The organism is Tolypothrix campylonemoides VB511288_2, from assembly GCF_045999855.1.
In the GTDB taxonomy this organism is placed as follows: domain Bacteria; phylum Cyanobacteriota; class Cyanobacteriia; order Cyanobacteriales; family Nostocaceae; genus Scytonema; species Scytonema bouteillei_A.
Window position 1 is genome coordinate 235,986 of record NZ_JBFPMW010000001.1, and the last position, 19,764, is coordinate 255,749.

Genomic DNA, 19,764 nt, shown 5'->3' on the forward strand with positions numbered 1-19,764 from the left:
GAGGTATGAAGTAAGTCGTAGGTCTATCAACTGATTTTTCAGCCTTCATCCTTTATCCTTCATCCTTTTTTGGTCATTAAAGTAAACATTATATACTGACAAACCCGTTTTGCTTCTGCTTCAGTTTTTCATACCCGATGCCTAATACTTGGCACTCGCAAATTCTTTTGGATGACTGTAAGAATCCGATGCTATGCTTTAAAACCTATGGCAGACGTGCTTTGTTTTAATAATATTATGGCAAGATTTAAGCCGCATTCCCATATTATGATTATTATTTTTTACAGTGTCAACCAAAAACTAAGTCAACGATAGGAAAATTAGAAACAAAGACAAATGACAAATGACGAGGCTCGAAAATACGCACCTGCAACGCAGCGTAACCGCGAACCTATTTTGGAAGTTCTTGTGAACGTACTGCCAGCGAACGGTACTATTTTGGAAGTAGCAAGCGGTACGGGAGAACACGCCGTCTTTTTTGCTCCACGCCTAAAGCCCCGTAAATGGTTACCCTCCGAACCCAATCCGCAATTACGCGCCAGTATTGCTGCATGGTCTGCAAACTTTCGGTGCGAAAATCTTTATCCACCTATTGAGATTGATGTTTGTGCGCCAGTTTGGTCAGTAGAAAAAGACGCATCACCAAGATGGTCTCATTTTGATGACTTAAATGACACACCAATAACATCCATAGTTAATATAAATATGGTACACATTGCACCGTGGTCTGCTTGCTTGGGACTTATGGCAGGTGCCAATCGCATCCTACCACCTCGAGGCATCTTATATATGTACGGACCATTTAAAGTCGATGGAAAACATACAGCCTCAAGTAATATAGCTTTTGACGAGTCATTGCGAGCGCAAAATTCAGAATGGGGCGTGCGGGACCTCAACGATGTTGTAGATACAGCGAGGACACAAAATCTGACTTTAGTAAAAACTTACCAAATGCCAGCTAATAATCTTTCCGTGATTTTTCAACGCATTTAGAATCGGAATCGGGTTTTGGCGATGTTTGTAATCGCGTCTATACAGGCGAAACCCACCTGCGTGGCTTTGAAAACCTTGATTTTTCGGCTTTACCAGCCACCGTAAATTTTGTTTGTATAGTAGCGAATTATATTAGACATCTCCAGAGATTAATTATGCGTTACCCAAAAGCTTTAGTAGGGGCGCAAGGCATTGCGCCCTTACATCTTTTTCACGCCTATGTCTATTGCCTAACACTTTTCAGATATCCTCTCAGAGTGCTCTGCGGTTGAAAAAGAATCCGTTTTCTCAATACAGTACTATATAAATAGTACATATTGAAGAATGCATAGCAGGGCGGGTGAGCACACCTACCCCACAAAAAGTCAATTTACTAAGGCTGTACAAGTTATAAACTTATTAGCTTATTGAGGTAAATTATGGTCTTACAAGTAGAAAAACGCTATTACACGCCACAGGAATATCTGGAATTAGAAGAGCAAGCAGAATTTAGAAGTGAATATATAGATGGAGAAATTATTCCAATGCCAGGAGGAACAACTAACCATAATAAAATTGCACTCAATTTTTGTAGAAAGTTTCCCTTGACACTACAAGAGAAAGATTATGAGGTATATATGGTAGACGTAAAACTCTGGATACATCGTTATCGGCTCTATACTTATCCTGATGTCATGGTTGTTAAAGAAGAACCCGTGTATGAAGGAAATAACAAAACAGCTATTACTAATCCAATGTTAATTGTTGAAGTCTTATCCAAATCGACTCAAGCCTTTGACAAAACAGATAAATTTAAATACTATCGTTCAATTCCCGCTTTTCAAGAATATATATTAATTGACCAGTATAGTTTTTCTATCGAACAATATTTCAAAAAAACAGAAGGAGAATGGACTTTTAAAGAATATGAAGGGGAAGAGGCAGTTTTAGTCTTAAATTCTGTAGATTTCCAAATAAGCTTTAAAGATATTTACGCACGGGTTAACTTTGAAGTTAGTGAAGAAGAGTGAGGTAAGTAGTGGGAAAGAAAAAAACACTATTATGTATAAAGTATCTTTATTCTGTTCGTAGTAGCGCTGTCTTCGCAAAACGCGAAAAAAGAGAAGAAAAGAGTAAAATATAAAGAATTATAAAGCCGTCGGAACCGGGTCTAAATCATCCAAGATTATAGTAGAAATTACCACGATTATCTCAAGAAATTCTACACACTCTGCGAGCTAATTTCCAACAACCTTGAACATTCGTTCAGACTTGAATGAGTAACTGCATTCACGTGCGATCGCGGTTTGCAAAGCTATCAGTTTCTTGGTGATAATATCAGTAATTGCGGCAGGCATGAAAATTGTGCATTAATTTATCGCAGTTTTCAATTGGGAGCAATACATAAAAAAGTTATGAAACCGCAGCCTGTAGCAGACCAACGCGGATAAATCTGTACTTCACTCAAGTGAAAACCGCTATAATCAATTATCTTAGGAATCGCACGTAAGAAATCGAAAGTTTTACCGGAAATGCGATCGCTTTGTTGTGTCACAGCCCCGGTTGCTTCAAAAAACCGGGGTTCTAATGTCTGCTTATCCGAGTCGTATTGGAGGTGGAACAACTCACATCATTTAAATGGCTCCCTATTTCTGTAAAAGCTTAGAACAACTGGCGCAATTCCTCTGGGTTATTGACAGTTTTTATAGCTTGCTGAATGGTTTTTAACTGCTCTAGATTGGTAATTTGAGAAATTTCTGGCATTAACTGTAATGCTTGTGTACCAAATTTCATTTCCAGAAGCATTTCAATGCTTGATAACCTCTCCTCTCGCCGTCCTCGTTCTTCACCGCGTGCTTCACCGCGTGCTTCGCCACGTGCTTCGCCGCGTGCTTCTCCCTCTTTTAATATTTCCTGATACCAAGGAGACTCTCTCAAAACTACCATATCCCACCTCATGATTTGTTGTACTGAAGCAGTATCTAATACAAAAACTAGCAAAAAACGCTAAAACCGTCTTTAACTGACGTAACTGTTCGTCAGTACGCAGAATTCGCAAAGCTTATGGCTACCAATTTTTGTAAAGCTTCAGAACAATTGGCGCAATTCATCTGGGTTATTGACAGTTTTTATAGCTTGCTGAATGGTCTTCAACTGCTCTAGATCGGTAATTTGAGAAATTTCTGGCATTAACTGTAATGCTTGTGTGCCAAATTTCATTTCTAAAAGCATTTCAATGCTTGATAACCTCTCCTCTCGCCGTCCTCGTGCTTCACCGCGTGCTTCACCGCGTGCTTCACCGCGTGCTTCACCGCGTGCTTCGCCGCGTGCTTCACCGCGTGCTTCTCCCTCTTTTAATATTTCCTGATACCAAGGAGACTCTCTCAAAACTGCCATATCCCACCTCATGATTTGTTGTACTAAAGCAGTATCTAATACAAAGCTAGCAAAAAACGCTAAAACCGTTTCTAACTGACTTAACTGTTCGTCAGTACGCAGAATTTGCAAAGCTTTTTGTATGGTAGATTGTTCTGCACCACCTTTGAGAATGGGTACAAATGGCAATAACGACGCCAAGGATTGTTGAAACACGATTTCAACATCCACCTCCCAAAGATTAATTACCCGATAATCTTGTCGTGCTTGTAAACCTGCAAAGTTGGATTGAAAGCTTGTGGGAATTGTCAGATCACCTTCTTTAAGAATGTTAATAAGTACCGGATATGTAGGAAGATCGTATTTTTCTTCGGCTAACGCTGCATAAGCCCGCATTCGTTTGGGCAGATTTGTTTTGTAGCGCAATTGTAACTCATTAAGCACGAGAAATTCTCCGTATTCAGGGTTTTGAACGCGGATTAAAACATCATTTTCACGGCTAATCCATTGAAACTCTGAGTTAATCATCTCTTTGACTTCAACGTTGGGGAGTTGAGTCACCCATTTGACCCAGTTGTCCGATGCAAGGCTTATCAGTTTCTTGGTGCTGATATCAGCAGGTTGCGGCATGAGAATATTTTACGTATTATTTCCATCATTTATCTCAGTGATTATAAGTAATAATTCGGAACTTTGAACGGAAATGCGTTCGCCTGTCTTGCATAGCATATCGATCGCGGGAGGCGGAGACTCTAGATGTGCATTCCCAGGTGGAGCCACCGGAACGAGTATTGTATGAAGTCCACGCAGGTGGTGAGTCCAGCCCGCTCCGGCGGGTTTCCCGCGACCACCGGGACTGGCGAACAAGGGAGGGACTTTGTTTGTGTAGAGGCAAATTGATTCGCCCTGCTCCTCGCACAGCCTAGCGGTATTCAAACAGTAGACAGCATCACCCAAAAAACCTAAAATAATAAGATTTGGGGTAGATTTACTCATTGCTGAATTGTCCCCAACATAGTAAAGACTTTCAGGGGATTTTTCTAAAAGCAGGAATCGCTACTATTAGAATCAGAAAGTCTTTAGAGTAGAGGGTAACAAACATATGGATGTCAAGCTGATTTTAGTTGCTTTAACAGTCATTTTCACAATTTCGTGCTTGATCTTTGGTACGAAGAACGGATTCTATGACTCAGATAACTATCATGGCAACGGTTCTGCTCATTAATTTGACCATCACCTTAATGCAATCGCTCACCATCTTAAGCTTAAAATTTGATTAAGTTTCATTACCGACTTTTTTTAAACCCAGGGCAAGTTTGGTATAGACTCTATAGGCAAGTAAAAGCCATTTCAATGCGATGGGGATGTCTAACTGAGCTTGCAAGGGGCTCTCTGTGGATGGATTTACCTTCCACAGTTTCTGTCCGGAACAAACACTTTACTTTGGTTCTCAGCCCATGCAAGTGTCCTCCCCTACAAATTTGGCTTTTGGCGATTGGCTAAAAACATGAAATTAGAGGGGAGGCAAAAATGAGCGATCGCCTATCACTATCCTCTGGGGTGGATACAAGGGGTACAGCGAGTGAGTTAGAGTGTTTGTCTTATGGTGTCCATCATGATAACGAAGGTGTTTGCTTGTTGGTGCGGATGGGACCGCACCGCATTCTGCTGGATTGTGGCTTGACGGATATCTCTCCCCTGGCAAAATCGTTGAAAAAATCAGCGCGTCGGGGAAGCACACCGCTACCAGCAGATTTAGTACTCGTCACTCACGCCCATCCAGACCATACGAGGGGGTTGTTGTCACTTCATAAAACATTTCCACTTTTACCGATATACGCCAGCGAAGTCACTAGTAAATTACTACCCCTAAGTTGGCTAGACCAAGATTTTGAGGATACCCCATCTTTTTGTCAGGCATTACCCCTACGCTCACCTGTGGAATTTAAAGATGGTTTGGTAGCAGAATTGTTTCCTGCCGGTCATCTCCCTGGAGCTGTAGCAATTCTTCTGACGTATACAACGGCAGAACGTTCCTACAAACTTTTGTACACGGGAGATTTTTTCCTATCTAACTCCCGCTTGGTCGAAGGTTTGCGTTTGGAGGAATTGCGGGGTTTGGAGTTAGATGTCCTCATTGTTGAAGGAAGTTACGGAACTTCCCGCCATCCTCACCGCCGCAGCCAAGAGAACCAACTAGCCGAAAGAATCAACCGAGCGATCGCAGATCGTCATTCCGTAATTCTACCAACCTCTACCTTGGGATTGGGTCAAGAATTGCTCATGCTTCTACGCAGCCACCACCATTTTACGGGACGGGATTTAGATATTTGGGTTGATGGCACTGTCGCTCTTGGATGTGATGCTTACCTGGAACTTCTACCGTATTTTCCAGCCTCAGTCCAAAACTTTGCTCGCCATCAACCACTGTTTTGGGATGAACGAATACGTCCTCGCGTGCGCCGAGTGCGATCCGAACAGCGTTCTGAGATCGGTCAGTTACCTTGTATTATCCTGACTGACGCTGATGCCGATTTACACGAGTACTGCGTTCCAGGAACAGGTCCTTGGTTAACTCTATTTCCAGAAAAAGCCAACATAAAAATAGATAACAGATTCGCCGAAATCACCAATATAGAAACTTACCTGCTCGCCCAACACAGTGATGGTCCCGGTACGACCCAACTCATTCACAATTTGCGACCCCAACACGTTGTTTTTGTCCACGGTTCCACCGCATACCTAGCTGATTTGACCAGTTTAGAAGAGTTACAAAACCGATACCATCTCCATTCGCCAAATGCAGGAATTTTGGTAGAGTTACCCATTGGCGAAACTTTTTTACAACCTGCACCTCCAGAAACCAATTATGAAGGCGAACTGACTGAACTAGCATCTGTTGTTACCATAACCCTTCCCGATGCGATCGCAGCCGATCCTCGTTGGCGACAATTTGCCGACACGGGTTTAATCGAAGCCCGTTGGCAAGGAGAAGAACTTGTGTTGCGGGGGCTAACACAAAGAGAACTTCTCAATCAAAATAGCGATCGTCCTGCATGGTCTGATGTAGACTGTTGCGGTACATGCCGACACCAAAGGGGACAAAGGTGTTGGAACCCCTCGTCCCCGTTATACAACTTCAAGGTAACTCTTGAAGGTTATTGCCCTGCCTTTGAACGAAATAATGATGGTTAAGAGCTAATTGCTAATTGCTAAAAATCCATTAGCAATTAGCTCTTAACCATTAGCTATTAGCTATTAGCCATTAGCTAATCTGGATTTGAATCAGTAAAGCGATTGCGGATGCGTTCTGCTTCAGGACAGTCTTCTGTTAAAAGAGGTTCGACATTGCCACGGGGGACTGATGCTAGTTTTTGAGTGACAGCACCAATGCTTTCAAGGCGAACCATTTCTTCCCAAGAGCATACTTCGTCTTCTTCTTCTGTTTCATAACGGAGGGTGACTAAATCTCCCTCAATATCGATGATACGGGCGCGTTCAATCCAGCGTTGCTGGTCCCGCAAGAACACGCATACCTCCCGCCCATCGCAACAAAGCTGATAAATCTTGCGGTGTAGCATCTATTGCTTCTGCCTTTTTAAATCTAGTTAAATCTGTCAACATTTGGGTTTTCCCGAGTGTGTGACGCCTTCTTTAGGTTCGTACAACGTTCCCAATTGAGGCGTCTGTCCTGACCCAAGCCAAAGGCTGATTTGTAGTTTTTTAGCTATGTGGGCTTTTTTGGGTCATAAAGTTTGCTGTAACTGTACCAGCTAAACTCAATCCTAGTCGGGGTGATTCAAAAAATGTTTACTTCAAATGAAGTCACATAATTCCGGATTTACCCCGACCGGATTAAAAGACTCCGGTGAGCCCTCTTTACCATTATGTAATAAAATATACTCCACAACAAAAGGTAATTGCGGTTGCTTTAGTTGCCCACTTGTAATCATTGGCATCCTTAGTAACTCTAGGGACTTTGCTTTACTTTTACCCCTATATACTCGATCTTAGCTTATTCTCTTGTGACCTTCACGTCTTTTCACCAAACAACATATTGAATAGTTCTTTTTTTTTACTTGCTACCCAATCCGAATCGTGTTTCCTATTCTCAACCATTCACCACCAACTCATCTTTCAGGCAAAATTAGCCGACTGGATTGTATACGAGAAACTCTAAAGGCATAGCTTTGCGTGAAGATGATTCTCGTTTAATCTGACCAACACGAACTGCGTCATATAGCGCTGATAAGGCTATCAAATCTTTTGATTGATAACTTCTTGCTGTTAGCACCTGGTAAAGGAGACCTTCAGATTCAACACTGAGACATCCAGTCTGGAAAGCAGATTCAACGAGTGTGCGGATCATGTGATTGGAGTAGATGTTGGTGAGTTCGTCCCTCCACTGTGGCTTTTTTTAATTTCCTTTGGTTTGATGCAAATCTATATATCTTTGTGATTTTTTCTGCATTTTTTCTGTGATTAAAGTCACACTAACTGTATGTTCTATTCATTCTCATTATACCTTATTTTTATTGAAATCATTATACACAAAGAACACCACTCTTGCCAGCATATCCTGTGAGATTTATGAGTTTTTAATTATTTATTTATACTATCTTGTCTGAGTTTTTACTGCTATTATCTGTTTTTATGTTACTACGTCTAGAGTAGCCTTGGGATACGCACACAGCACTGCACCATTATTTATGCATGAAAAAAATTTATTCACTATTCAAAACCCAAGCTTAAAAGTAGAGGGAGCAACCAGTCATTGATTTGTGAGATAGATTTCTGTTGAACTGCAGAGGACACAGAGAAAAGAGAGTTTCACGAATAACTTATGATTTCTATACTTATTATAGATAATAAACTAAAGACCACTCTTGTTTTTTCAAGAGATGGTAAATTTCAGTTAAAGTTTGCAAAAAATGAAACACAGATTTCTAAGGCGTAGATTGAAGAAATAAGCGGAAATCCTCATCTTTATGGCTCAACTGCACCCAGTCTACGTTTAAGAATTGTAACTTTTGTACTAGACGATCGCATGCAGGGCGTTCTGTTGCGTAGTGTCCGGCATCAATTAAAATGAGATTGCGATCGCGACTTTCTTGAAATTGATGAAACTTACAATCAGCAGTTAAGTAAGCTTGAGCACCTGTTTTAAGAACTGCCGAAATAAAACTAGCACCCGAACCACCCAAGACAGCAACTCTTGAAATCAGTTGTTCTAAATCTTCTGTTGGTGAGAAAATCAAATTAGGGGGTGTAAGTTTAGATTGAATTGTTATCAGTAAATTCTTTAAACTGAGGGATGAGTTGAGATTTCCCACACGTCCGTATCCCAAACTCGATTGGGTAGTGACAATAGGAGAAACTTGCTGGAGGTCTAAAATTTGAGCCAAAACATCAGCCGTTCCATCCTCAACCTGGTCAAAGTTGGTATGAGCGCTATAGATCCCAATATTATGAGTAAATGCTAACCGAACCATTTCACTGACAGCATCGCCTCTGCGTAGGGACTTAGGCGGATTAAAAATCAAGGGATGGTGAGCAAAAATCAGATTCACGTGGGTACCCGCATTGCGTAAAGCAAGCGCTTCTTGCATGACCGCTAAAGTAGGTGTTAGACACACCAATACTCGGGCGTTTTCCTGCAACACCCCAGGCTCAACTTGCCAACCGCAATTATCCCAACTTTCTTGCCAAGCTGGATTTGCCCATTCTTCAAACCAAGTTATTAATTCAGTAATTTTCATTTTTCAATTGGTTAGTAGTTAGTGATTAGTAGTTAGTAGTGAGTGGTTAGTGGTTAGTAGAACAACCAACAACTAACCACTAACAACCAAAAACTAAACTATCCAAAAATATGAACAACTAATTCTCTGACATGACTTCTTTGTCTGTGTTCCCACACATAAATTCCTTGCCAAGTACCCAAGACCAAATGACCGTTATTGATAGGTATATTTTCTGAAGTATGGGTTATAGCTGTGCGGATGTGTGCTGGCATATCATCAGGACCTTCAGCATCATGGATATAAGGAGCTGATTCTGGCACAAGTTTTGCCATAAAGTTTGCCAAATCTTTAAGTACATCTGGATCTGCATTTTCTTGAATTAGCAAACTTGCTGAAGTATGACGCAAAAACAAGGTACACAGACCTGACTCAACTCCTGATTCGGCAACTATAGCTTCAATTTTAGGGGTGATGTTGTGTAAGGATTTCCCAGTAGTAGAAACCCTAAGTAGTTTTTGATAGTGTGGCATTGTCAGCTGAAGTGTGAAGTATGAAATGTAAAGGATAAATTTTATCCTTTATTCCTTATCCTTTATCCTTTTTTCTGATTCTTCGACTTCGTTATCTAGCCATGGAGAGTCAAAGTGAGTCCATGGGAGGATAGGTTTATTTGGTAAGTTGGGGGTTAAGACTGTAATATTTGCAGGATCGGGTTTTGGCAAACGCAAGCCTCTAACCTTAGATTCTTCACCGTTAAATTGTTGAGACGAACTCATAAACGTTGTAAATTGGGCATAAAGTACACAGCTACCACGTGTAGCAAAGCCACTAAGGCAAGTCCCCAAGTAACGCCGGCAGCATAGAACAAAGATAGAGAAATGTCATTCAATGGCTGCTTGTTAGCATTATACGTCTCTACTAAGTTAACTATCATCTGCAATTGATATTCTTCAGGGTTCATGACCAAATATGTTTCCAGAAATTGTTCGTTTTCTGGATTTGGTGAGATGACAAACTGACGTGGTAGTAAAGCATTTACCAGCAAGGTAAAGTTTACTGAGAATAACACTACCTCCATAATACTAAATAAGCTAAAGACAGAAAGCAATCTGGCAATAGTTAGAACACTTAACAATGCGCTATTTGCCACAAATAAAATATTCGTCTGAGTTAGCAAAATTTGCCGTTCTTCCTTCTGCTTATCCAAAACTCGGCGCACGTCTTGAGAGGCTAGGCTCAAAGTCAGGGAAGATAGATGTTTTGGTTCCATGACAAAACAGGGAATGGGTGGATTTTAGATTTTGGATTTTGAGTTTTCTATTTTTAGATGAGTTTTTTCTCTTGTCCCCCTTGTCCCCCTTGTCCCCTATTCCCGAAAATAATCAACGACAGCATTGGCTATAATTTCATTTCCATCCTTGGCGATAGGTTGAGATTGTTTTGGTGCTTGAGGTGGTTGGTTGAGAAAACCCCAGGTTCCTTGGAAAAATTCAGATGGAGTCAGGATTTGATGAGAGTTGTAACTAGAAATACCATTAAGCAGAAAAGCCGCTTCCGCAAAATCATCACGGGTCACTGAAACAATGGGCAATCCCAATTTGGTTGCTTCCGCAAAAGTACTGTAACCCGGTTTGGAAACAACTCGCCCGCAAACAGGCATAAAATCTACGGGACGGTACTTTCGATCCGGAACTGGAATTACGTTAGGCAATTGGGGAGCAAATTTATCGAAGATAATAAATTGCCAGTCGGGGAACTTTTGCAGGTTGTGATAAGGAATTTGTTGCAAACCCAATCCACCGAAGGTCAGTAGGATAGTTTTTTCTATTGGGGCTGTGATTCCCCAAGTAGAACGCACTTCTTCTGGGGTGTAACGGGGAGAACCACCTGTTAATCCTGTATCTATGATATTTCCAAAAGCACTCATCGGTTCGTAGAACGGGAGCCGATACAAGCGATCGCATTTTGAGTAACAATCGCTTATCCAATCAGCAATTTCGATAAAGCTTCCCCCCCAATCTCTGTAAACAAAGTCCCATCCGAAGTTACTGATAGTCCAGCAAGGTATACCTGCGGCTTTGGCAATTTCACATGCAAGAAAGGGAACGTCTGCCAAGACCAGATGAACCTTATTTTGGCGAATAAAATTGACTTCAGAAGCAATGATGGAATTTTTATTTTTCTCGATCTCCAATAATTTTTCCAAAGTAGCGTCTTTATCCATCTGCAAACTATCCGCCTGCACCACACCTAAATCTAAAGCACGGGGACGTTGGATAAAATCGCCTTCGATATAGCAATCTAACAACCACCGTGGAGCCGTTGTCACCATAACAAGCAGAACGTCCGGGCATAACTTTTGAATGGTAGCAGCTACGGATGCAGTGCGGGTTGCATGACCAAAACCGTGATTGGTAATTGCTACGTATAAAGTGGGTCTTTCCATCGTTGAATCGCTTCTACTAGCCCATCGATTTCTGATTCTAAGGTAAAATAATGCACACAAGCACGCACGCAGTCGGGATCGGCTATTCTTCGGGTGAGATATCCCAGAGATTCCAAGAACTCCACGAGTTGCTGGCTAGTTTGAGGCTTGTGATGGGTCAGGCGAAAAGAGACTAAACCACTTTCTGGTGGAGAAGTACGCAAACATTCTATTTCCGACAGCCCTTGCAGGCGTTGCCAAAGATACTGACTCTTATGACAGATTTGCTGAAACCGTTCTTCTGGTGTTCCCCATTGTTGGTGAAAAGAGATTGCCTCTTTTAAACCTGCATATAACGGATAATTAGAAGTTGCTACTTCATAGCGCCGCCCGTCTGGATACCAGCCCACTGGTTTAGCTTGATTGTTGGCAACGATCCCACGCCAACCAATAAATGTGGGATGGTGATTTTCTCTTGCTTCCGGTTTCACATACAAACCCCCGACTCCACCAGGTCCGCACAACCACTTATGACCTGTAAAGGCGTAAAAATCAGCTCCCAATTCAGTTAAATTTAAAGGGAGTAAGCCAACAGATTGAGCGGCATCTATCATCACTCTGGTGTTATTCTCGTTGCACACTTTTGCTATTTTTTCAAGAGGCAAAATTTGACCGGTATTCCAAAGAACATGACTGAGTACAACAAGGCGAGTTGTTGGGCGTAAATGCTGAACGATCGCCTCGACGGGATCGCCGCCATTTAAAGTTGCCATCACAGGGCAAACAGTCACTTCAACAGCTTCTCTACGACTAATTTCCCCTGCGATCGCTATGATACCAGGGTGTTCGCAATCAGATAATAACAGGTGGTCGCCAGAATGCCAGTCAACACCCCACATAGCAATATTGCAACCAACTGTCACATCTTCTGTCAGTGTGATAGTTTCTGGTGGTGCATTTAACTCAGATGCGATCGCGACTCTAGTCGCTTCTGTTTCTTCCTCTATCCAGCGATTCACTTTTGTACCGAAAGGACCCACCTGCTGAATGTAAGCTTGAGCCTCAGTAATAGCATTCACAGCAGCTTGAGGCATTGGTCCTTGACCGCCGTAGTTGAAATAGAATTTGTTTGATAAAGCTGGGATTTGCTCTCGATGGTGATGCAGCGTACTCATTAGTGAAGCATAAAGTATGAAACACTAGTATCTTATCCTTCATTCTTTATCCTTCATCCTTCATAGCTTTAATGCCATAATGTGTTCATTCTTGTTACGCTAGGAGAATGCTAATTAATGCTGAATTACTGCTGCAATACCAACGTTGCAAGCGCCGACCTTTTTTAGACCTTCGCGCTGACAGAAGTCAGCGAGATCCAGCAAATGACTTGCTGCTGAAATTGCAACAAGACAAAATTGCTCACAAGCGGAGTGTTTTGGAACAATTTAATTACGAACGCCCAGACTACCGTTATGGAGATTGGGAGACAGGTGAAGCTGCGACGTTAGAGTTAATGCAGCAAGGAGTAGAGTGCATTCATCTGGGGGTGCTGACTGCTAGCGATTACTTAGGGTATACCCTAGTCAGCCGTCCCGAGATTCTGCTCAAACAAGCAGGAATGTCTCGTTTTGGAGATTGGATGTATGCTCCGGTAAACGTTGAACTGGGTAAACGCCCCAAACAGGAATATCAAATTACAGCAGCATTTCACGCTTACGTATTAGCGACAGTACAGCAAGTGGAGTCGAAAACAGCTTGGCTAATTTTGCGGGGAAAAGATGTGAATTATCCTGTCGATCTCTTAAGATGGGAACCCCAGATGCAAACAGTTGTGGAGGAGTTGATTCAAACTCTTGAGCAAGACGAACCACCAGAAGTATTTATCTCTCGCCAGAAGTGCAGTCTTTGCACTTGGTACAGCAGCTGTTATAAAGTAGCCCAAAATCAAAAACACCTTTCTCTACTCCCAGGAGTCACACCTGTTCGCTATAAACAATTAAAAGCACTAGATATAACAACTGTAGAATCTTTAGCTAAAACGCATCCAACACAATTAGAAAATCTACCTGGTTTTGACCGTGTAGTGGCTCCTAAATTGATTTTACAAGCTCAATCTATAGTTGAAAATCGACCCATTATTTTACCTACTTTATCATTAAGAAAAGATACACCCGAATATTTTTATACTTCAAATGACTCTGTTTGTATTGAAGAAACAGAAAGAAGCTACGTAGATCCTTTTAACACAACTTATCCTTTACAAAAGCTTTTGTCCCCAGCGCCAGTAGAAATATATTTTGATATTGAAGCACAACCCGATCTGCATTTAGATTACTTGTTGGGAGTTTTGATTGTTGATAGAAAAGCTAATACAGAAACATTTTATTCTTTACTTGCAGAAAGCCAGGAAGATGAAAGATTAATTTGGGAGCAATTTTTAAATTTGGTTGAACAATATCCAGATGCACCCATTTATCACTTTTGCATTTACGAATTTGATACAGTTCAACGGTTAGCCAAACTTTATCGCACTCCCTATAGCTCTGTATTTCCCGTATTGAATCGATTTGTTGATGTTTATGAGATATTAACGCAAAACATAGCTTTACCAGTAGAAAGTTACGCGTTGAAAACCATTGCTCGCTGGTTGGGATTTGAATGGCGGGACTCGGAAGCAAGCGGTGCTAAATGTATTTACTGGTACGATCGATGGTTGCAAACAGGCGATCGTACTTTATTAGAAATTATCCAACGTTACAATGAAGACGATTGTCGTGCAACCCGCAGCGTAAAAGATTGGCTGGTTGATTTTTTTTAAAGAGCTAATGGCTAATGGCTAATAGCTAATGGTGAGGTAAGGAGATAGGGTTAATGAATGAATGGCTCATGAACTCTATATAGTAGTTCTCTGTAAATGCCAATACCTAAATAATGAATATTTACCGTGATGGATTTCGACATTATTTAAGATATTGTGATGTAATTCACATAAAAGCAGCTATAGTTTTGGGTGGGTAAGTCCATTTATGTATATGGTAAAATCAGATACAATTCTTATAGCTATTAACCATTAGCTATTAGCCATTAGCAATTAACCATGACTCAATTTTTGAAAAAACTATTTAAATTTCCAACAATTCTTTTTTTAATTATTCCAATTCTCATTCTAGGTATCTTTTTTATCGATTTTCCCGCACCATTTGTTCCGATAACAGGAATAGATTTTATAGGTTCTGCTAGTTTTCCAACAAGTTTCTCTTTTCAAAAAACTCCAATGGGAGGGTTTTCAGGTATAACTTACGATTCCAAAAAGCAACTTTTTTACACTATATCTGATGACCGCAGTGATAAAGCACCTGCTCGCTTCTATACATTAAAAATCGACCTGAGTCGTGGATTGCTAAAAAATGGAGATGTAGTTCCTGTTGGTGTCACTACACTCTTAAATGAAGCCAAACAAACTTTCCCGACTGGAAGCCTCGATCCAGAGGGAATTGCTCTCAGTAATGAGACTGTATTTGTTTCTTCTGAAGGCGATGTCAGACAGCAAATAAACCCTTTTATTAAAGAATTTTCAATATCTTCCGGTCAAGAACTGACATCTCTACCTATTTCAAATAAATTTTTACCTGACAAAAGTGGTAAAAGGGGAATTCGGAACAATTTAGCTTTTGAGTCTCTGACTATTACCCCAGATAAGAGATACTTGTTTAGTGCAACTGAAAATGCTCTTTTGCAAGATGGTTCACAAGCTAAACCAAAAGTTAGCAGCCCTTGCCGCATTTTACAATACAATCTTAGAACGAGAAAGCCAGAAAAAGAATTTCTTTACAAAACTGAAGCAATAGCACCTCTTTTTAATCTTTCTCCCAGATTCGATAGTGGTTTAACCGATCTCATTGCTCTAGATAATTATGGCAATTTCCTCAGCTTAGAGAGAACTTTTACTGGCTTGGGTTTTTCTATTGCAATATACCAAGTTTCCATAGAAAGTGCTGATGATATTAGTAAAATAGAGAGCCTAGCAACTGTTGACCTTAACAATATTAAACCAGTTGCGAAAAAACTTCTCTTTGATTTAAGAACACTAGATTTAGCTCTAGATAATATTGAAGGTTTCACCCTTGGTGATAAACTACCAGATGGACAGCGATCGCTTATCTTAGTCAGCGACAACAATTTCAATCCGCTCCAACAAACCCAAGTACTAGCCTTCAAGCTAAAAATGGAAGCACCCATCATTAGACTTATCCGTCATCTATTTTCAGCGTTTGGTAACTAGTACATGAAGACAGAAGTACGCCCGCTACTAGAGCACGCCCCATACTAGTTTTTGGTTGCGATGCATGCCTTCGCCGCTTGGCGTGTAAAGCACAGACAGCGTTACTACAGTTAAATCTAGAGATTTTACGTTTCGTGACGTAGTTGGAAACTTTTCTGCCCGCCTACTGACTCCAAGGTTTTGCGCCTTCTATCGTCTGGCTCCGGGCTTCTTTCTGCCTTTGTGTACCAGTCACTGTGAATTATTCGGTACTTTTACTGTTTAGCTGTAGAGCCTCAAGCTATTAAACGTAGAAATACAAAACAACATAGAGATGATAGAGATCCTTCTAACAATGGGTCTTTACAAGAGTTATACGCAATTCCCAATCAATCTTCTCTCCTACGCCTTTTCTATGATTGATTTCCGTGTATCTTCTTATATGCGTTTTTTTCTAAATGTGTTAAATACAAATGCTAATTAAAAGATTCACTGAGTATTTTATAAAAATTTATTCTTTTTTTATCTTAATCTTTATCAATTTTTATCTATATTTAGAATTTCTATAAAAAATTCTAACATTACTTTAAATACAATTGTTAATTAAGAGAGTTTCTGCCATTTTCCAAGTGACTCTTTTGTTAAAAATATGATTTTTATAGGAATCAATCAGGGTTAAAAAAGTGGTAATGACCAAAACGGATGTAGATGGATATATAGGACATTTTTTAAACAATCGCTATCTCATTAAAGATGCGATCGGTAGAGGCGGTATGGGTAAAGTCTATCTAGCTGAGGATGCAGCAAAAGGTGGTATGCCAGTTGCTGTAAAAATTTTATCCTTAAGTTTGAGCGATCCACAAATGTCTCAACGTTTTGCTAGGGAAATTTTTATAGGTGCTCAATTAGGACGTAAAAGCAAACATATTGTTCGTGTATTAAGTTATGGAATCGCCGACGCTCAAGTACCATTTTATGTAATGGAATATCTTCAAGGAAAAAATTTAAAAGATATTTTAAAAAATAAAAAATTGACAATTTCAGATTTTTTAGAAATTTCTTATCAAATTTGTTTGGGTTTGCAATGCGCTCATCAAGGAGTGAGTTATAAAGGAGATATTTATCCTGTTATTCATAGAGATATCAAACCTGAAAATATATTTATTACTGAAGATACGAAGGCTAACTTAATTGTAAAAATTCTTGATTTTGGCATTGCAAAGTTTTTAACAGAGCGCTCCGGACTAACGCTTACAGATTCATTTATTGGAAGTCTTCCTTACTGTTCTCCAGAACATATGGAAGGACGCAAACTACTGGATGTACGTTCGGATATTTACAGTTTGGGAGTTTTGATGTATGAAATGCTTACGAGAAAACACCCGTTTAGTACAACATCTCAATCTTTTGGAAATTGGTATCAAGCTCATCGCTTTCAAGCACCTCCAGCGTTTGAGGAGATAGTTCCTCAGCTTAAAATACCACTTGAATTAAAGAAACTAGTGATGAATTGTTTGGCAAAAGATGTTAATGCTCGTCCTCAAAATATCAATCAAATTTTAGAAACTTTAGAAAAGATTCAAAGAAACATAAATGATGAGATCGAACAAGATAAAAATCAGAAATCTTCTCCAGTACAATTAGTACCCGTAACATCATTGTCGGAAAAAATTTGTTTGGAGAAAAATTGGCCTAAAAACAAACCGATCGCACCTATTTGTTTTCCTCATGTTCTCCAAACTCAGCAAGGCAATGTAGCAACTTTTTGGGCGATGCTACCTCAGAAAGAGATAACAAAGTTTCTAAATGAAATCAATGGAACTGAATTTATTTATTCTCAGAATTTACATCCCATGCTTTTATGGGTAACAGTCTTATGCGATGGTAAATTTGAGTTAACGCGTTGGTTATCTTATTGTTTAGATTTTAAGGATAATAGAAGTCAAAATATAATAGAAATTTTAGCTAAAAGTGGTTATTATCATCTCCTATTCTTTTCTTTAGAGGAGCCATCTATTTGTTCTCATGTGATGACTTTGTCAATCTCTAGTTCTCAACGTCAACAGTTAATAAATTGGTTGGAAAATGTTCAAAAATTGACTTTAGAATCTTTTGGAAATGATAGTAAGAATGAATTAAAATTACAATATGAAAAAATGAAACCCGACATCTTGAAAAGATTGGCTATAAATCGACAAAAACAAAACTTAGATGTCAAAAAATGGATGTTTCACTTATTTGAGAAATTTTTACAGTTTTTAGTATATCGTTAAGTACTATCACTTTCGTCAAGTGGGTACTATACAATATATCATCTAGTTCTATGTTTAGTCTGTTTCGGAGGTTGTAAGAGTGAGTAAGAGCGCATTTGCATCTCCAGCCAATACAGGGTTGCTTGCCAATCGTTATAAATTAAAAAATTTTATTGGCAGAGGAGGTATGGGTGAAGTTTTCCTAGCAGATGATGTTTTGTTAGGAGGGATACCGGTTGCTATTAAGTTTTTGTCTCAAACTGTTTCAGATCCAAATATGGAACAGGATTTTGCGCGTGAAGCTCGTATTTGTGCTGCTTTAAGTCAGAAAAGCATAAATATCGTAAGAGTCACAGATTATGGGGTGAGTAAGACTGGGAAACCCTTTTACGTTATGGAGTACCTGTTAGGGAATACATTAAAGGATTTAATTCCCATGTCTTTGCCGATGTTTATTCCACTTTGCCGTCAAATTTGTTTGGGCTTGCAGTGCGCTCACAATGGGATGGAAATTGATGGGAAAGTATACCCTTTGGTACATAGAGATATTAAGCCAGCAAATATATTGGTTCTTCCAGATCCCATTTTGGGTCAATTAGTAAAAATTCTGGATTTTGGTATAGCTAAATTTTTAAATTATGCAAGCTCAACACGTACAACAACCAAGGGATTTCATGGGACTTTACCTTATTGCTCTCCCGAACAACTAGAAGCTGATGTGTTAGATAATCGCTCTGATATTTACAGTTTGGGAGTGATGATGTTTGAGATGCTAGCGGGTGAAAAACCTTGGCAACCAGAAAGTGACTTTTTTGGTGCTTGGTATAAAGCCCATCACTTTGAAAAACCGCGCAACATTACAGATATAAAGCCCAACCTAAAACTACCAAAAGAACTGAATAGTTTGATTATGGCTTGTCTTGCAAAAGCACCAAGCGATCGCCCTCAAAATCTGACAGATGTTCTTAGAGTTTTAGACAGTTTGGAAGTCGTAGGAATAGGAGACAACGTAAAACACTCAACCCTTCACCCCTTCCCCCCCTCACCCCCTCCCCCCCTCACCCCCTCCACTTCTCTTTCTTCCTCGCGCACGCTACCCCACCGCCCCACCCCTCCACTGCTTCACGCTCCTACCCCCACTTCTGGATTAACTCAGGAAGTAGAACAAGCGTGTAAAACCCTTAAATGGCCAAAAGATAAACCAATTCAGGAAATAGTTTTTCCCTATCTTGTTGATACTGGTTCGGGAACGATAAGCGCCTTGCTGCTCATGATGCCCAAACACCAAATCAACAGCTATGCGTTTTCGACTCGTTACAACCAATTTATCTTTGTCAGATCTCCCCATCCAATGCTTTTATGGGTGACACTGCTCCATAACAAAGAAATGGGACCAAAATGGCTACCGTGCTATTTGGATATGCAAAAATCCCAAAACCATAAAATAGTGTATTCCTTAGCCAACAGCGAACGCTATCCTTTGATTTTCTTTACTTTGGAAGCCCCCTACTTATGTGCAAGTGTTATTAGTTGTCATATCGAGACCCTCCAAAGACAGTTACTTAAAAACTGGACAGAACAGAGTAAGTCTTTACCTCCCTCTTCTGCTGTTGCGTTAAGTAAAGAGTTGCTGAAACAACAGTACAAACTGATGCAACCTCAAATTCTGCATCGCTTCGCATTAGATGCACCTGTTATCGATCCAACGAGAAAATAGGGAGTAGGGAGTAGGGAAGAGGA

The 19,764-nt window shown here is 40.2% G+C and carries 19 protein-coding genes and 1 pseudogene; 7 read left to right on the top strand and 13 right to left on the bottom strand.

What is annotated here, in order from left to right; all coding sequences use genetic code 11:
* The first annotated feature begins 336 nt into the window (after positions 1-336).
* Entirely contained in the window at positions 337-993 is a 657-nt protein-coding gene (locus AB0756_RS00995) for a DUF938 domain-containing protein (protein ID WP_038073148.1), read from the top strand.
* A gap of 419 nt (positions 994-1,412) precedes the next feature.
* The gene (locus AB0756_RS01000) at positions 1,413-2,003 is read left to right on the top strand and encodes a Uma2 family endonuclease (protein ID WP_038073150.1); all 591 of its coding nucleotides are present in this window, start codon (positions 1,413-1,415) and stop codon (positions 2,001-2,003) included.
* Positions 2,004-2,359: 356 nt separating this feature from the next.
* Here the strand turns inward: AB0756_RS01000 and AB0756_RS01005 are convergent, their stop codons facing one another.
* From AB0756_RS01005 to AB0756_RS01020, 4 genes and pseudogenes are all read right to left on the bottom strand, one after another.
* Entirely contained in the window at positions 2,360-2,596 is a 237-nt protein-coding gene (locus AB0756_RS01005; protein ID WP_038073152.1) for a hypothetical protein, read from the bottom strand.
* 38 nt (positions 2,597-2,634) lie between these two features.
* Positions 2,635-3,034: pseudogene (locus tag AB0756_RS01010) on the bottom strand (transposase); the annotation flags it as partial.
* A gap of 26 nt (positions 3,035-3,060) precedes the next feature.
* The gene (locus AB0756_RS01015; RefSeq protein ID WP_038073154.1) at positions 3,061-3,978 is read right to left on the bottom strand and encodes an RpnC/YadD family protein; all 918 of its coding nucleotides are present in this window, start codon (positions 3,976-3,978) and stop codon (positions 3,061-3,063) included.
* Between the two features lie 9 nt (positions 3,979-3,987).
* Complete coding sequence (locus AB0756_RS01020) at positions 3,988-4,344, bottom strand: hypothetical protein (protein ID WP_038073157.1); 357 nt, start codon at positions 4,342-4,344, stop codon at positions 3,988-3,990.
* 534 nt (positions 4,345-4,878) lie between these two features.
* On the opposite strand from AB0756_RS01020, the gene AB0756_RS01025 reads away from it, so the two are divergent.
* Positions 4,879-6,543, top strand: coding sequence for an MBL fold metallo-hydrolase (locus AB0756_RS01025; protein WP_038073162.1), 1,665 nt, complete (start codon positions 4,879-4,881; stop codon positions 6,541-6,543).
* Positions 6,544-6,617: 74 nt separating this feature from the next.
* Here AB0756_RS01025 and AB0756_RS01030 read toward each other — a convergent pair whose 3' ends face one another.
* The 9 genes from AB0756_RS01030 to AB0756_RS01070 all read right to left on the bottom strand — a co-directional run bounded on the left by AB0756_RS01030 (position 6,618) and on the right by AB0756_RS01070 (position 12,689).
* On the bottom strand, positions 6,618-6,878 hold the full coding sequence (locus AB0756_RS01030; RefSeq protein WP_237266032.1) for a DUF6679 family protein: 261 nt from the start codon (positions 6,876-6,878) through the stop codon (positions 6,618-6,620).
* Complete coding sequence (locus tag AB0756_RS01035; protein ID WP_272900155.1) at positions 6,847-6,972, bottom strand: hypothetical protein; 126 nt, start codon at positions 6,970-6,972, stop codon at positions 6,847-6,849. The genes AB0756_RS01030 and AB0756_RS01035 overlap by 32 nt, the downstream gene beginning before the upstream one ends.
* 523 nt (positions 6,973-7,495) lie before the next feature.
* Positions 7,496-7,717: a hypothetical protein gene (locus AB0756_RS01040; RefSeq protein WP_050045518.1), complete on the bottom strand. Its 222-nt coding sequence runs from the start codon at positions 7,715-7,717 to the stop codon at positions 7,496-7,498.
* A gap of 577 nt (positions 7,718-8,294) precedes the next feature.
* Complete coding sequence (locus AB0756_RS01045; protein WP_038073165.1) at positions 8,295-9,107, bottom strand: Nif3-like dinuclear metal center hexameric protein; 813 nt, start codon at positions 9,105-9,107, stop codon at positions 8,295-8,297.
* A gap of 98 nt (positions 9,108-9,205) precedes the next feature.
* Positions 9,206-9,619, bottom strand: a complete 414-nt coding sequence (locus tag AB0756_RS01050) for a secondary thiamine-phosphate synthase enzyme YjbQ (protein ID WP_038073167.1) — start codon at positions 9,617-9,619, stop codon at positions 9,206-9,208.
* Positions 9,620-9,667: 48 nt separating this feature from the next.
* Positions 9,668-9,865 carry a hypothetical protein gene (locus tag AB0756_RS01055; protein WP_050045519.1) on the bottom strand — a complete coding sequence of 66 codons (198 nt, stop codon included), beginning with the start codon at positions 9,863-9,865 and terminating at the stop codon, positions 9,668-9,670.
* Entirely contained in the window at positions 9,862-10,359 is a 498-nt protein-coding gene (locus AB0756_RS01060; protein WP_038073169.1) for a hypothetical protein, read from the bottom strand. The genes AB0756_RS01055 and AB0756_RS01060 overlap by 4 nt, the downstream gene beginning before the upstream one ends.
* 96 nt (positions 10,360-10,455) lie before the next feature.
* A complete protein-coding gene (locus AB0756_RS01065) occupies positions 10,456-11,535 on the bottom strand; it encodes a glycosyl transferase (RefSeq protein WP_038073171.1) in 1,080 nt (359 codons plus the stop codon).
* Positions 11,511-12,689, bottom strand: a complete 1,179-nt coding sequence (locus AB0756_RS01070; RefSeq protein ID WP_038073174.1) for an aminotransferase class V-fold PLP-dependent enzyme — start codon at positions 12,687-12,689, stop codon at positions 11,511-11,513. Before AB0756_RS01070 ends, AB0756_RS01065 begins: the two co-directional genes overlap by 25 nt.
* 107 nt (positions 12,690-12,796) lie before the next feature.
* Here AB0756_RS01070 and AB0756_RS01075 point away from each other — a divergent pair, with 107 nt between their 5' ends.
* The 4 genes from AB0756_RS01075 to AB0756_RS01090 all read left to right on the top strand — a co-directional run bounded on the left by AB0756_RS01075 (position 12,797) and on the right by AB0756_RS01090 (position 19,741).
* Complete coding sequence (locus AB0756_RS01075; protein ID WP_038073177.1) at positions 12,797-14,329, top strand: TM0106 family RecB-like putative nuclease; 1,533 nt, start codon at positions 12,797-12,799, stop codon at positions 14,327-14,329.
* Positions 14,330-14,608: 279 nt separating this feature from the next.
* Complete coding sequence (locus AB0756_RS01080; protein WP_038073179.1) at positions 14,609-15,793, top strand: esterase-like activity of phytase family protein; 1,185 nt, start codon at positions 14,609-14,611, stop codon at positions 15,791-15,793.
* Positions 15,794-16,461: 668 nt separating this feature from the next.
* Complete coding sequence (locus AB0756_RS01085; protein ID WP_038073182.1) at positions 16,462-18,045, top strand: serine/threonine protein kinase; 1,584 nt, start codon at positions 16,462-16,464, stop codon at positions 18,043-18,045.
* A 79-nt stretch (positions 18,046-18,124) separates the two neighbouring features.
* On the top strand, positions 18,125-19,741 hold the full coding sequence (locus AB0756_RS01090) for a protein kinase domain-containing protein (protein ID WP_167844836.1): 1,617 nt from the start codon (positions 18,125-18,127) through the stop codon (positions 19,739-19,741).
* The last annotated feature ends 23 nt before the right edge of the window (positions 19,742-19,764 follow it).